This window comes from Microvirga sp. P5_D2 (assembly GCF_054049475.1).
Map to the genome: position 1 here is coordinate 1 of NZ_JBFUMH010000138.1, position 13678 is coordinate 13678.

Consider the following 13678-nt stretch of genomic DNA (forward strand, 5'->3'; position numbering starts at 1 on the left):
ACGTGAGAGAGGTGGCTATCTGAGACTCGTCGCCTTCACCCACCAATCGGGATGCGCCCGCCGGATGGATTTCACTGCTTCAGCTGCGGCCGTGCAATCGTCGTACAATCCGAAAACCGTCGCGCCCGATCCCGACATCCGCGCAAGACGGCAGCCTTGCATCGTTCTCATCAAGCCGATGACATCTCCGATCACCGGCTGAAGTGTGAGAGCAGGCGCTTCGAGATCGTTACGGGCCGCATTCAAGCTGTCGAAGAGAGCTGACATAGGACCAGCGTGAACAATCGGATGCATGCCGCCATTCAAACTTTGTCCCGGCTGCAACCCGAGCGCCTTGAACACGGCGGGCGTCTCGACCGGCATGCGCGGGTTGACCAGCACGGAAAACAGACGCGGTATCGCAAGAGCGGGTCCAAGCTCCTCCCCTGCCCCGCGCATCATGCGGGCCCTCGGCTCAAGGCAAACCGGCACATCCGCGCCCGTCAGCCTTGCGGCTTCCACCACCGCAGGATCGGACAGGGACAATCCGTTGAGCCGCGCGAGCAGCCTCAACGCAGCGGCGGCGTCGGATGAGCCGCCGCCGATTCCAGCCGCCACCGGCAGACGCTTCGTGAGATGGAAGGCGCCGGCCTTCAGGCCGGGAACACGCTCGGCCAGAAGCCTTGCGGCTTTCAGCACAAGATTGTCGGCGTCGTTCCCCACCAGCGGCGCGGTCGGGCCCTGCACATGGAGGGTGAGGCCAGACCCCGGTTCGAGCCGCAGATCGTCGCCCGTGYCGGCAAAGGCCACGAGGCTTTCCAGGGCATGATAGCCATCCGCCCGCCGTCCAAGGACGTGGAGCGTCAGGTTGATCTTGGCGGGAGCGCGCGTGGCGAGAGGCGGAGACATGGTTCTTCCATGCCCGAGAGATGGGGCGATGGGAAGAGTAGCCCAGGAATGAGATGTCGAAGGAGACTCGGCCCAACTCCACCACCCTCATCCTAGGGCAGTGGTGATGGGCTAGAGAAAAAGAAATGGCCGGGGCGAGCCCGGCCATGACCTAATGCTGATGATGAACTGACCTAGCCGCCGTTCTGAGCCGGTGCCGGCGCCGGTGCGGGCGGTGCGTTCTCGGCGGCGGCGGGCTTAGGGTCCTCTTCGAGGCCGTTATCAATTTTCTTGAGGATCTTCACGAGGTCCTCGTGCTCCGGGTCCGAGTTCTTGGCGTGGTCCCATTGGAACTTGGCCTCGAGCTTGCGGCCGATCTTCCAATAGGCGTCGCCCAGGTGGTCGTTGATCGTCGGATCGCCGGCCTTGAGCTCCACGGCCTTTTCGAGCTCGCGCACGGCCTCCTCGTAGCGGCCCATGCGGTAATAGGCCCAACCGAGGGAATCGATGATCATGCCATCGCGGGGGGCAAGTTCCACCGCGCGCTGCAGCATCTTGAAGGCGTCGTCGATGTTGATGTTCTGGTCCACCCAAGAATAGGCGAGATAGTTCATCACCTGAGCCTGAGCGGCCGGAAGGCCCTCGGGCACGAGTTCCATCGCCTTCTTGAGATCGGCCTCGGCCTTGTCCCACTGCTTTGAGCGCTCATAGGACGTGCCGCGGTAGAAATAGAGGATCCAGTGGCCGCGCTGAGGCGTGCCCACGAGTTGGATGGCCTTGTCGTAGGTCTCGGCGGCTTCCGCGAACTTCTTGCGCGAGCGCTGCACGTTGCCGAGCGCCATGACCACCTCGACATCCTCCGGGCGCTCCTTCATGAGCTTTTCCAGATGACTGACGGCATCCTCGCCGCGCCCCATCAGCTCGAAATTCTGGCCGATGGCGATGTCCGCGTTGGCGCGTACCGGTGCAGCCTTGGGAACGCGCTCGAAGATGGCGTTGGCCTGATCGTACTGCTTGAGACGCTCATACACGTCACCGAGGGTGACGAGGGCGAGCGGATGATCCGGCTCCAGATCGAGGCCGAGGCGCAGATAGATGATGGCGGTCAGCTCGTCGCCCTGGGTGTTGCCGACCACGCCGAGGCCATAGAGCAGCTCGGCTGCGCCCTGCTGAGCGGTGGTGACGAGGGGGTTAAGGGGCTTGCCCTCCTCAAGCGCCTTCAAGGCAGCCATGACGATGGGGTGGCGCGGAGCCATTTCATCAAAGGCCTTGTAGACCTTGATGGCCTCGTCCTTGCGGCCGCGCTTGGCCAGGAATCGGCCATAGGCATCGACCACCTGAAGGGTGTTGCGCTCGCCCTCATAGGCGGCCTTGAAGCGCTTCTCGGCCTCGTTGGCATTGCCGACCACATCGGCGATCAGGGCCGCGTGATATTCCCGGAACTGGTTGAAGGCGCGCTCATTCTTGAGCTTGTCGACGGTCGCGAGCGCCTGCTTGCCATCCTTCGCGCCCGCATAGGCCCAGGCGGTCAGAAGCGTGGCGGTCAGGTCCGCCTGTCGGCCACGGGTGCCCCGCGCCAGGCGCGAACGGGCATCAGCATATTTCTGATTCTTCAGCGCCCGCACGCCGAGGGCGAACTGGGCCAGATTGTTGGAACCGTCGCGGGCCGAAAGACGCTCCGCCGCCCGATAGGCCTCGGGCATGGCCCCGCTGGCGAGGAAGGCCACGAAGCCCCGTTCCAGAAGCTCCGGATTGCTCGGATCCTCGGCAATCGCCTCGCGGAAGAAGACCGAGGCGGCCTCCGTATCCTTGGCGGACCCCGCCACATAGGCCGAAAGGAAGTTGCCTTCCAGGCTCTCGGCGGGCCTCAAGGTCTCATTCGGGTCGGTATTGATCGCCCAGGCAGGCGCCACTAGCAGGCTAGCGGCCGTCAACACGAGCACAGGCAGGCCTTTGCGGGCCGAAGGCAATTTGAATGTGGGCACGAAGCGCGGCTCCAATATCGCGACATCTCAGGACTTTAGCGGAGATGTGCGCCAAATCAGGCCGGAGAATGGCGGTTCCCTCTCCCCTCGGCAAGGGGACAATTGACGCTGGGGGCGTAAAAGCCTCGTGAGKGGATGAGGAAGGACCGGAAATATTGAAACGTCATCCCGGGTCGCCTTCGGCGTCCGGGATGACCGCCAAGGGCTATGGCCCTCACATATTTACGTAATTCGGCCCGCCACCGCCCTCGGGCGTGACCCAGTTGATGTTCTGGTTCGGGTCCTTGATATCGCAGGTCTTGCAGTGGACGCAGTTCTGCGCGTTGATCTGGTAACGCGCACCGCCCTCGCCTTCCACCCACTCATAAACACCTGCCGGGCAATAACGCTGCGAAGGACCGCCGAACACATCGTGCTCGGATGCCTTCTGTAGGCCCATGTCCTTGACCTTCAGGTGGACCGGCTGGTCCTCCTCGTGGTTGGTGTTGGACAGGAAGACCGAGGACAGCTTGTCGAAGGTCAGCACGCCGTCGGGGCGGTCGTACTTGATCGGCTTCACCTGGTCGAGCGGCAGCAGGCATTCATGGTCCGGCTTGCCATGGCTCATGGTGCCGAAGGGCGACCAGCCGAACAATTCGGTGAGCCACATGTCGAGACCGCCCAGCGCCACGCCGATGGCGGTGCCGTATCTGGACCAGAGCGGCTTCACGTTGCGCACGCGCTTGAGATCGTAGCCGATGGGCGAGGCGCGCCAGGATTCCTCGTAAGCCGCAACCTCGTCATGGGCCCGGCCCGCTTGCAGCGCCGAGAACACATGGTCGGCGCAGAGCATGCCCGACAGGATGGCGTTGTGGCTGCCCTTGATGCGCGGCACGTTCACGAAGCCCGCCGAATCACCCACGAGGCAACCGCCGGGGAATGAGAGGCGCGGCACCGATTGCCAGCCGCCCTCCATGATGGCGCGCGCGCCGTAGCCGATGCGTTTGCCGCCCTCGAACACGTCGCGCACCATCGGGTGCGTCTTGAAACGCTGGAACTCGTCGAAGGGCGACAGTGTCGGGTTCTTGTAGTTCAGGTGCACCACGAAGCCGACGGACACGAGATTGTCGTCGAAGTGGTAGAGCCAGGAGCCGCCGCCGGAATTGTTCGGCAGCGGCCAACCCATGGAATGGCGCACGAGGCCGGCCTGGAACTTCTCCGGCTTGATCTGCCAGATTTCCTTGATGCCGATGCCGTATTTCTGATGGTCGCGGCCGGCGTTCAGCCCGAAGCGCTCGACCATCTGCTTGGTGAGCGAGCCGCGCGCGCCCTCGCCGAAGATCGTGTACTTGGCGCGCAGCTCCATGCCGCGGGTGAAGTTGGCATTGGGCTCGCCGTCGCGGCTGATGCCCATGTCGCCGGTGGCGATACCCACCACCTTGCCGTCCTCGACCAGCACTTCCGAGGCCGGGAAGCCGGGATAAATCTCGACGCCGAGCTCCTCCGCCTTGCGGCCGAGATAGCGGGCGACATTGCCGAGCGATCCGACGAAGTTGCCGTGGTTGTTCATGAGCTTGGGCATGAACACGTTGGGCATGCGCACGCCGCCGGCATGGCCCAGATACATGAACTCGTCTGCGGTCACTTCGGTCTTGAGCGGCCGGTCGGGATCGGTGCGCCACTCAGGGAGAAGGCCGTCGAGGCCGATGGGGTCGATCACAGCGCCGGAGAGGATGTGAGCTCCGACCTCGGAGCCCTTCTCGACCACGACGACGGAGATATCCGCCCCCGCCTCCGCCGCCTGCTGTTTGAGCCGAATGGCGGTTGCCAGGCCCGCAGGGCCCGCGCCCACGACGACAACATCGAACTCCATCGACTCACGGGCGGGCAGATCGGCCATCGGGTTCCTCCTCCTACGCAACTTCGAAGTTTCTGAAACAGATAGTTTATATATGAACTATCCGTCCGCCTTCTCAAGTGCAGCTAAACTGAAAAGCTTTCCTAGAAGCTTTCCTAACTGCAATGCTGCCATGCGGGAAGTTCTGTTTCTGCATAGGGTCATGCGTCAGCTCAATTACCCAATGCCAAGTGTTCCATCGTATTCCGCACCATGGAAAAACCTGCGATTATTGCGGTGACTCGACCATCGTGAGTTGTTGCGATTACGTGGAGCGCGTAAAATAGCTCCATGCAGGATCACTCCTCCGATCACGAGGCGTTCTACACGCTCTTCGACACGCCCATCGGCTTCTGCGGCCTCGCTTGGAACGGTCGTGGCGTTGTCGGCGTGCAATTGCCGGAGGATGACGCATCGAGGACGCGCAGCCGGATCGCGAAGCGTTTTCCGGAAAGCTCGGAGACCCTGCCACCGCCTCATATCCAGACAATCATTGCGGAGGTGATCGCCCTGCTGAAGGGCGAAGCGCGCGATCTGTCCACTGTTCCACTTGATATGAATGGCGAGCCTGAGCTTCACCGCCGTGTCTACGAGGTTGCCCGCGGCATCCCGCCCGGCAGGGTGCTGACCTACGGTGAGATTGGGTCCCGGCTCGGCATCGATGACGCCCGGTTGATCGGACAGGCCCTCGGGCGCAATCCGTTCGCCATCATCGTCCCCTGCCACCGGGTCGTCGCGGCGAACGGCAAGCTCGGTGGCTTCTCGGCGAATGGCGGCGGCATGACGAAGCGCCGCCTCCTCGCCATCGAAGGCGCCAAGCGCGACGAGAGCCCGACGCTTTTCGACCTGATTTCGTAAGCGCAGGACCGGCTTCCGCGCAGTCGATGGTTTCTCTTGGTTTCTTGTAGGCCTGAGTTGTTCATCAGTCCCGAAATGCTTACATACATCCTATGCAGGATCTCCCCACCGACCGCGATGCCCTTCAGGCACTGCTCGACTTCCATGTCGAGGCGGGTGTGGACCTTGCGCTCGACGAGACGCCGCATAACCGTTTCGCGGAGCCGAAGGCCGAGCCCGCCCAGGCAAAGACCGGCGCTCCGCAACGCGAAGCACCGCGCGGCGCGTCCTCTCCGGCCTCCTCGCCCCCACCCCGCGCCTTGCCCAAGGTTGCCGCCGCCGCGCCTGATGAAGTGGCGAGCCTTGCCCGCGAGCAGGCGCGCCATGCGCAATCGCTTGAGGAGCTTGAGGCGATCCTGGCCGGCTTCGAAGGCTGCACCCTGAAGTTTTCTGCGAAAAACCTCGCCTTTGCCGACGGCAACCCGGAAGGCCGCGTGATGCTGGTGGGCGAGGCCCCCGGTGCCGACGAGGACCGGATCGGCAAGCCCTTCATGGGCCGCTCCGGCCAGTTGCTCGACCGGATGCTGGCGACCATTGGCCTCGATCGCACCCAGATCTATGTGGCGAACATCGTGCCCTGGCGTCCGCCGGGCAACCGTACGCCGACGCCGCAGGAAATCGCCATCTGCAAGCCGTTCATCGCGCGGCAGATCGAGCTTGCCTCGCCTGAATTCCTGCTCTGCCTCGGCGGCCCCGCCGCGCAGAACCTGCTTGGCTTGAAGGAGGGAATCCTTCGCACCCGTGGCCGCTGGCTGACCTACAAGGCCGAGGATGGCCGCGAGATCCGCGCCCTGCCCACGCTGCACCCGGCCTATCTCCTGCGCCAGCCGCTGCAGAAGCGACTCGGCTGGCGGGATTTCCAAGCCCTCCGGCGCGCGCTAGACGGTAAGGAATAAAGGAGCGCCTCCAGGGCGTTCGGAACCGGTTCATATGCTCACGCCTTAAGAAGCTGCGCACTATGAGTGTGGTTGATTGCAGGTGGATCATGCGCTGGGAAGATTTTCGAACCTCGTCCAATGTGGAAGACCGTCGCGGCATGGGCATGGGCGGCGCAGGCGGCCTTGGCATCGGCGCCATGGTCGTGCTCGGCCTCATCGGCTGGGCGCTGGGCATCGATCCGCGCATCCTGATCGGCGGCGCCGAGATGATCGCGGGCGGCGGCTCCGGATATCAACAGCAGCAGGGACAACAGGGTACGCCGCAGGATGAGGCGGGCCGCTTCGCCGCCGCGATCCTCGGCAACACCGAGGATGTCTGGAAGCAGGTTCTGCCGCAGCAGGCGAACCGGCAATACCAGGAGCCGAAGCTCGTGCTGTTCTCGGGCGCGACGCGCTCCGGCTGCGGCGGTGCGCAATCGGCCATGGGGCCGTTCTACTGCCCCCTCGATCAGACCGTTTACATCGACCTGTCCTTCTTCCAGGAAATGCAGCAGCGCTTCCGCGCAGGCGGCGATTTCGCCTATGCCTATGTGCTTGCGCACGAAGTCGGTCACCATGTGGAAAACCAGCTCGGCATTCTGCCGCGCGTTCAGCAGCGCCAGCAGGAAGTGGGCGAGACCGAGCGCAACCAGCTCTCCGTCCGCGTGGAGCTGATGGCCGATTGCCTCGCCGGCGTCTGGGCGAACCATTCCAACCAGCGTTGGAAATCCCTGGAGCGGGGCGACATCGAACAAGCGATCCGCGCGGCGGAGGCTATCGGCGACGACCGCTTGCAGAAACAGGGCCAGGGCCGCGTGGTGCCGGATTCCTTTACGCACGGCTCATCCGAACAGCGCGTTCGCTGGCTCACCACAGGCTTGCAGAGCGGGCAGATCCAAGCGTGCGATACGTTCAGGGCGAGCAAGCTTTAAGACATCGCAATTCTCAACGTCATGGCCGGGCTTGTCCCGGCCATCCATGTCTTAGGGACCGCCGCAGACAAAGGCGTGGATACCCGGCACGAGGCCGGGTATGACGATAGAACGAACGCTTTCATGTAAGCTCAATAAGATCATGCCCGATATCGACGAAACGCTGACCTTCATCCCCCTCACCATCGCCGTGCTCACCGTGTCCGACACGCGCTCGCTCGATGAGGACAAGTCCGGTTCGACGCTGGCCGAGCGGCTCACGAAAGCAGGGCATCGTCTCGGTGATCGCGCCATCGTTCCCGACGATGTCGATGCGATCAGGGCCAAGGTGAAAGGCTGGATCGACGATGCTTCCATCGATGTGATCATCACCACGGGCGGCACGGGCTTCACCGGACGCGATGTCACGCCGGAAGCCATCGAGCCTCTGTTCGAGAAACGGATGGACGGTTTCTCCGCCGTGTTTCACCGCATCTCCTACGATAAGATCGGCACGTCCACGATCCAGTCGCGCGCGACGGCGGGCGTTGCAAATGCAACCTACATCTTCGTGCTACCGGGCTCACCCGGCGCCTGCAAGGATGCGTGGGACGGCATTCTGGAAGCACAGCTCGACTATCGCCACCAGCCGTGCAACTTCGTCGAGATCATGCCGCGCCTCGACGAGCATCTGAAGCGCGGGAAGCAAGGCTGATCGCGCTTATCCGAAAACAGGATCCCGCTCGATCGAAGCCGACAGCTGCACGGGCACGCGGGCCTTGATCTCGTTCATCAACACGCGGCGGTGCACGAGATCGCCGGCGCGGACGGACGAGCCTGCCAGCAGCGCAGCAAGTTTGCTCATCAGCCCCGCGCGCTGACGGCGCATGCGGGCGAGGCCCTGCTCGGGCTTTGCAAGACCGACGAAGCGGTCGAGCACGCGGATCCATCCCTCCTGCAGGATATCGCCGTCATCGAGGCACAGAAGCCACTCGCGGCGAGCGACTGCTACACCATCCGCCCAGGCATCGCCCTCGACGAGGCTCGCGCCGGCGGCATCGGCCACCTGCACGAGGATATCGTCCTGCTTGTCGGCAAGGATCACCGCATCGCCGATCAGCCCGGCGGCAACGGCGGGAACGAGAGCGCTCAAGGTGGCGGCCAGGGCCTCGGGCCCATGAGTCACGCGGACGACGACGGTAATCATTCGGGAACTATAGCAATTTCATCGAGATCCGCAGCCCTCAAGACGACTTGATTTTGTTCCTTTTTTGTTCTTTGTTCTCATTACGTTCCGTTGCCAGATTCGCTTGAGGCCGCCATGACCGTTCGTGCCAAGGACAATGCCCGCGTCCCCTTCCGCTCCCGGCCTGCCCCGCGCACGCCGCTGGAGGCGGCCGAGGCCGCGCGCAAGCGCATGGACGATCCGGCCTATCGCGTCGAGGTGGAGCGCCGCCGTGGGCGCGGAGCCTCCGCCAACCCGAGCGGCCGCTACGAGCCCGCGCAGCGGGAGGCTTTCGACGACGGCTGGGACATCGAGGAGGATCTGCCGCCCCTGCCCACCGAAGTGATCGTCGAGAAGCCGCGCACGATCATCACCACGAACGATTCGCCCGACATTCTCTTTGAGAAGTCGATCAATCCGTATCGCGGTTGCGAGCATGGCTGTTCTTATTGCTTCGCGCGGCCGACCCATGCCTTCCAGGGATTGTCGTCGGGCCTCGACTTCGAGACCAAGATTTTCGCCAAGCCCAACGCGGCAGAGCTTCTGGAGAAGGAGCTGCGGGCGCCAGGCTACGTGCCCACCACCATCGCGCTCGGTGCGAACACGGACCCGTATCAGCCGGTGGAGCGGAAGTTCCGCATCACGCGCTCCATCCTGGAGGTGCTCAACCGCGCGAACCATCCCGTCGGCATCGTGACGAAGTCGGCGCTCGTCACCCGCGACATCGATATCCTGAAGCAGATGGCAGACAAGAATCTGGTCAAAGTCGCGATCTCGATCACGACGCTCGATCCCAAGCTCGCCCGCCGCATGGAGCCCCGCRCCGCCGCACCCGCGAAACGGCTGGAGACGGTGCGCAAGCTCACCGAGGCCGGCATTCCGGTGACCGTGCTCGTCGCCCCCATCATCCCGGCGATCAACGACCACGAGATCGAGGCGATCCTGAAGGCCTCCCAGCTCGCAGGCGCCGGCGAAGCAGGCTATGTGCTGCTGCGCCTGCCTCACGATCTCAAGGAGCTGATGCGCGACTGGCTGGCCGAGCATTACCCCGACAAGCTCAAGCACGTGTTCACGCTGCTGCAGGAAGCGCGTGGCGGCAAGGATTACGCTGCCGAATGGAGCACCCGCCAATCCGGCGTCGGCCCCTACGCCTGGATGATCGGCCGCCGCTTCGAAACGGCGGCAGAACGGCTCGGCCTGAACAAGCGAAACCTGTCCCTGCGCAAGGATCTGTTCAAGGCCCCTGCGAAGGAGACAGGGCAGATGAGCTTGTTTTGAGAGGAGACGTGTCATCCCGGGCGAAGCGCAGCGAAGATCCGGGATCGTAGGACGAGTATGGCGCAGGACATAGTGATGCAGATGGGATGACAAGCGGCCTCTTCGCCGCTTTGATCCCTCGCATGACCGCACCGATTCGCATCCCGAAACCCGGCCTCGGCCTCGACCGCGAGCTTTCCGCCCGAGCCGCCGGCTACACTTGCATCGCGGGGCTCGATGAGGTGGGGCGTGGGCCGCTGGCTGGCCCTGTTGTTTCAGCGGCGGTCGTGCTCAATCTCACCAACGTTCCGCAGGGCCTCGCCGATTCGAAAGCCCTGAGCGCACAAAAGCGCGAAACCCTCTTCGCCGAGATCCTGGCCACTTCACATGTGGGCATCGCCTCTGTCTCCCATGCGGAGATCGACACCATCAATATCCGGCAGGCCTCCCTGCTCGCCATGTGCCGGGCGCTCGCGGCCTTGCCCTGCAAGCCTGACATGGCTTTCGTGGACGGTAACGACCCGCCGCGCCTGCCCTGTGCCACGGAAGCAGTCATCAAGGGTGATTCGAGCATCGCCTCGATCGCGGCGGCCTCCATCGTCGCAAAGGTAGTGCGCGACCGGATGATGGCGCGACTCAGCGAGACCTATCCGGGCTATGGATTCGCGAGCAATGCGGGCTACAGCACGAAAACCCATCTCACGGTGCTCGCGAGCGACGGTCCCTGCCCCTATCACCGGCTGAGTTTTTCGCCGTTGCGCCAAGGGTTACTGGATCTGTAACCCTGCTTAACGCCCGTTAACTCTAAAACCCCAATACTTTCAATAAGTCGGCAAGTTTTGCCGACCCAAAATAGGACGCATTTTTTCTGCGCGATAAACGCGTTCTTTACCCTAACGGACGATGATCCTGAGTGTCAGTTGCGTAATCGGTGATCACCCATGGGTACCTCGCGTACCGGGGCTGCCGGCGCCGCCTCCCGGATTAGTGTCTCGCGTACCGGGCGGTCTGCGCCGGCTCCTCGGACGGGGCGTCAAACGCCCCTCTCCGTCCTGCCGAAGTCTCTTCCTCTCAATGAGATCCTTCTCGGCGATTGCATCGCCAATCTCGAGAAGCTTCCGCCTGAGAGCGTGGACGTGGTCTTCGCGGATCCTCCGTACAATCTCCAGCTCGAACAGGCGCTCACGCGCCCGGACCAGAGCCTCGTCGATGCCGTCGACGACGACTGGGACAAGTTCGCGAGCTTTGCCGAATACGACGCCTTCACCCGCGCTTGGCTCTCTGCCGTGCGCCGCGTGATGAAGAAGAGCGCGACGCTCTGGGTCATCGGCTCCTATCACAACATTTTCCGTGTTGGCGCGGCCCTGCAGGATCTCGATTTCTGGATCCTCAACGACATCGTATGGCGCAAGGCCAACCCGATGCCGAATTTCAAGGGCCGCCGCTTCACCAACGCTCACGAGACCATGATCTGGGCCTCCAGAGGTTCGGATTCGAAGGGCTACACCTTCCATTACGATGCGCTGAAAGCCGGCAACGAAGACGTGCAGATGCGCTCGGACTGGTTCATCCCCATCTGCACGGGCGATGAGCGCCTGAAGGATGAGAACGGCCGCAAGGTTCATCCGACTCAGAAGCCCGAGTCGCTGCTGGCCCGCGTGCTGCTGTCGTCGTCGAACCCCGGCGATGTGGTGCTCGATCCCTTCTTCGGTTCCGGCACCACCGGCGCCGTCGCCAAGATGCTGGGCCGCAACTTCATCGGCCTCGAGCGCGATCCGACTTATGCGAAGGCAGCCCGCGCGCGCATCGATGCGGTTCAACAGCTCTCCGATGTGTCGATTGCCGCCCCGCCGGAAAAGCGCACGGAAGTGCGCGTGCCGTTCCTGTCCATCATCGAGGGTGGCTATGTGAAGGCCGGCGAGACGCTGGTGGATGTGCGCGGCCGATACAAGGCCGTGGTGCGCGCCGACGGCACGCTATCTCTCGGCCCTATCGTCGGCTCGATCCACAAGGTCGGCGCCCTCGTGCAGGGCTTGCCCTCCTGCAACGGCTGGACCTTCTGGCACGCCGAGCGCAAGGAAGGCCTCGTCTGCATCGACGAGTTCCGCACCAAGGTTCGGGCGGACATGGCGGCCTGAACGCAAAAGCGTTTCAATATATAACGTTAAAAGGGTCAGCTTAGTGCTGGCCCTTTTCGTTTCCCGCACTAACCTTTCGTCACATAGGCGTCACCCAAGACCGCTAGCGCGGGGTCAGCCTTGTCAATCGAGAGGGACTGACCCGTGTCCATGAAACGCATTCTTCTACCCGTGCTTGCCGCTCTCCTGCCCGCCGTCGCGCAGGCCCAGGGAGCCACCGGCAACTTGGTGCTCTATACGAGCCAGCCGAACACCGATGCGCAGCAGACCATCGATGCGTTCAAGGCTAAGAACCCGGGCGTCAACATCACTTTCGTCCGTGACGGGACCCCGAAGATTCTCGCCAAGCTCGGCGCTGAGATCGAAGCGGGCCAGCCCCAGGCCGATGTGCTGCTGATCGCCGACAGCGTGACGATGGAAGGCCTCAAGAAGGATGACCGACTCCTCGCGCACGAGAAGGCCGACATTTCCGCCTATCCCGCAGGCACCCACGATGCCCAAAAATTCTGGTTCGCCACCAAGCTCATCACCACCGGCATCGCCTACAACACGAAGGCCACGTTCAAGCCGACATCGTGGCTCGATTTGACGAAGCCCGAGGTCAAGGGACAGCTCGTCATGCCGAGTCCGCTCACCTCCGGCGCCGCGCTCATCCATGCGGCGACATTGACCGGCAACATCGAAGGCGGCTGGAAATACTACGAGGACTTGAAGGCGAACGATGCCGCGGCCGGCGGAGGCAACGGCGACGTGCTGAAGCAGGTGGCGGGCGGCCAGAAGCTCTACGGCGTCATCGTCGATTACATGCCGATCCGCGAGAAGGCCAAGGGCGCAGGCGTCGAATTCGTCTTCCCGAAGGAAGGCGTTTCGGCGGTGTCCGAGCCCGTCGCGATCCTCAAGACCACGAAAAACCCCGAGGCTGCGAAGGCTTTCGTCGATTTCGTGCTCTCGAAGGACGGCCAGGAGCTTGCGTTGAAGCAGGGCTACATCGCCGCACACCCAGCGGTCGCGCTGCCGGCCGGTTATCCCGCGCGCGAGCAGATCAAGGTCATGGGCTTCAATGCGGCAAAGGCACTCGCTGACGAAACCAGGAACAAGGCGACCTTCGCCGAGATCTTCGGTCAGTGAGAGGCAGACACCAAAGCAGATCCTTTCTGGAGCGAGGAGGCATCGGCCTTCTCGCTCTTATCGCTTTGGTCGTCCTCGTCTTCGATCTTCTTCCCGCCGCGCGCCTGCTCTTCACGGCCATAGCGCCGGGAGGAATTTTCAATCCGGAAGCCGCGCTTGCCGCGCTCACGAGCCGCTCGGCGGTGAACGCCACCTGGGCCACGCTGGAAACCGCGCTCGCATCGAGCATCATCGCCGTGCCGCTCGGCGCCGCCATGGCACTCGCGCTCACCGTCACCGATATGCGCGGACGGCGACTTGCATCCTTCCTGTTCGTCCTATCGGTGATGATCTCGCCACAGGTGATCGCGCTGGCCTTTCTTCATCTCGCCGGCCCGGCCTCGCCGATTCTGAACGCATTGGGCCTTGCGCCAGCGGCCGGCAGCGCCAACCCGATGCTCGGGCGCGGCGGCATCATCTTCGTGCTCGGCCTTCATC

General features: G+C 63.3%; 12 protein-coding genes and 1 pseudogene. 9 read left to right on the forward strand and 4 right to left on the reverse strand.

What is annotated here, in order from left to right:
* Positions 1-15: 15 nt before the first annotated feature.
* The 3 genes from ACXJKO_RS24025 to ACXJKO_RS24035 form a co-directional block, all read right to left on the reverse strand.
* The gene (locus ACXJKO_RS24025) at positions 16-888 is read right to left on the reverse strand and encodes a 4-(cytidine 5'-diphospho)-2-C-methyl-D-erythritol kinase (protein WP_457093594.1); all 873 of its coding nucleotides are present in this window, start codon (positions 886-888) and stop codon (positions 16-18) included.
* Positions 889-1061: 173 nt separating this feature from the next.
* A complete protein-coding gene (locus ACXJKO_RS24030) occupies positions 1062-2852 on the reverse strand; it encodes a tetratricopeptide repeat protein (protein WP_457093595.1) in 1791 nt (596 codons plus the stop codon).
* A gap of 214 nt (positions 2853-3066) precedes the next feature.
* A complete protein-coding gene (locus ACXJKO_RS24035; RefSeq protein ID WP_457093596.1) occupies positions 3067-4731 on the reverse strand; it encodes an electron transfer flavoprotein-ubiquinone oxidoreductase in 1665 nt (554 codons plus the stop codon).
* 288 nt (positions 4732-5019) lie between these two features.
* Here ACXJKO_RS24035 and ACXJKO_RS24040 point away from each other — a divergent pair, with 288 nt between their 5' ends.
* From ACXJKO_RS24040 to moaB, 4 genes are all read left to right on the forward strand, one after another.
* Positions 5020-5586, forward strand: a complete 567-nt coding sequence (locus ACXJKO_RS24040) for a methylated-DNA--[protein]-cysteine S-methyltransferase (protein ID WP_457093597.1) — start codon at positions 5020-5022, stop codon at positions 5584-5586.
* A gap of 92 nt (positions 5587-5678) precedes the next feature.
* The gene (locus ACXJKO_RS24045; RefSeq protein WP_457093598.1) at positions 5679-6521 is read left to right on the forward strand and encodes a uracil-DNA glycosylase; all 843 of its coding nucleotides are present in this window, start codon (positions 5679-5681) and stop codon (positions 6519-6521) included.
* Positions 6522-6610: 89 nt separating this feature from the next.
* Positions 6611-7474 (forward strand): KPN_02809 family neutral zinc metallopeptidase, encoded by an 864-nt coding sequence (gene ypfJ, locus ACXJKO_RS24050; RefSeq protein WP_457093599.1) that lies wholly within the window; start codon positions 6611-6613, stop codon positions 7472-7474.
* A gap of 142 nt (positions 7475-7616) precedes the next feature.
* Complete coding sequence (gene moaB / locus ACXJKO_RS24055) at positions 7617-8168, forward strand: molybdenum cofactor biosynthesis protein B (RefSeq protein WP_457093604.1); 552 nt, start codon at positions 7617-7619, stop codon at positions 8166-8168.
* A 6-nt stretch (positions 8169-8174) separates the two neighbouring features.
* On the opposite strand, the gene ACXJKO_RS24060 is transcribed toward moaB, so the two are convergent.
* On the reverse strand, positions 8175-8660 hold the full coding sequence (locus ACXJKO_RS24060; protein ID WP_457093600.1) for a hypothetical protein: 486 nt from the start codon (positions 8658-8660) through the stop codon (positions 8175-8177).
* 210 nt (positions 8661-8870) lie between these two features.
* Between ACXJKO_RS24060 and ACXJKO_RS24065 the strand changes: the two genes are divergently transcribed.
* The 5 genes and pseudogenes from ACXJKO_RS24065 to ACXJKO_RS24085 all read left to right on the forward strand — a co-directional run.
* Complete coding sequence (locus ACXJKO_RS24065; RefSeq protein ID WP_457093605.1) at positions 8871-9956, forward strand: PA0069 family radical SAM protein; 1086 nt, start codon at positions 8871-8873, stop codon at positions 9954-9956.
* A 122-nt stretch (positions 9957-10078) separates the two neighbouring features.
* On the forward strand, positions 10079-10717 hold the full coding sequence (locus tag ACXJKO_RS24070; RefSeq protein ID WP_457093601.1) for a ribonuclease HII: 639 nt from the start codon (positions 10079-10081) through the stop codon (positions 10715-10717).
* 159 nt (positions 10718-10876) lie between these two features.
* Entirely contained in the window at positions 10877-12073 is a 1197-nt protein-coding gene (locus ACXJKO_RS24075; protein ID WP_457093602.1) for a DNA methyltransferase, read from the forward strand.
* Positions 12074-12223: 150 nt separating this feature from the next.
* The gene (locus ACXJKO_RS24080; protein WP_457093603.1) at positions 12224-13201 is read left to right on the forward strand and encodes an ABC transporter substrate-binding protein; all 978 of its coding nucleotides are present in this window, start codon (positions 12224-12226) and stop codon (positions 13199-13201) included.
* Positions 13198-13678 (forward strand): annotated as a pseudogene (locus tag ACXJKO_RS24085) (ABC transporter permease); the annotation flags it as partial. The gene ACXJKO_RS24080 and the pseudogene ACXJKO_RS24085, both read left to right, overlap by 4 nt.

What these genes read in the sequence shown, in the direction of transcription:
- ACXJKO_RS24035 (WP_457093596.1), bottom strand. Translation starts at nt 4,731, where the DNA reads ATGGCCGATCTGCCCGCCCGTGAGTCGATGGAGTTCGATGTTGTCGTC.
- ACXJKO_RS24080 (WP_457093603.1), top strand. Translation starts at nt 12,224, where the DNA reads ATGAAACGCATTCTTCTACCCGTGCTTGCCGCTCTCCTGCCCGCCGTC.
- moaB (WP_457093604.1), top strand. Translation starts at nt 7,617, where the DNA reads ATGCCCGATATCGACGAAACGCTGACCTTCATCCCCCTCACCATCGCC.
- ypfJ (WP_457093599.1), top strand. Translation starts at nt 6,611, where the DNA reads ATGCGCTGGGAAGATTTTCGAACCTCGTCCAATGTGGAAGACCGTCGC.
- ACXJKO_RS24075 (WP_457093602.1), top strand. Translation starts at nt 10,877, where the DNA reads ATGGGTACCTCGCGTACCGGGGCTGCCGGCGCCGCCTCCCGGATTAGT.
- ACXJKO_RS24045 (WP_457093598.1), top strand. Translation starts at nt 5,679, where the DNA reads ATGCAGGATCTCCCCACCGACCGCGATGCCCTTCAGGCACTGCTCGAC.
- ACXJKO_RS24040 (WP_457093597.1), top strand. Translation starts at nt 5,020, where the DNA reads ATGCAGGATCACTCCTCCGATCACGAGGCGTTCTACACGCTCTTCGAC.
- ACXJKO_RS24060 (WP_457093600.1), bottom strand. Translation starts at nt 8,660, where the DNA reads ATGATTACCGTCGTCGTCCGCGTGACTCATGGGCCCGAGGCCCTGGCC.
- ACXJKO_RS24070 (WP_457093601.1), top strand. Translation starts at nt 10,079, where the DNA reads ATGACCGCACCGATTCGCATCCCGAAACCCGGCCTCGGCCTCGACCGC.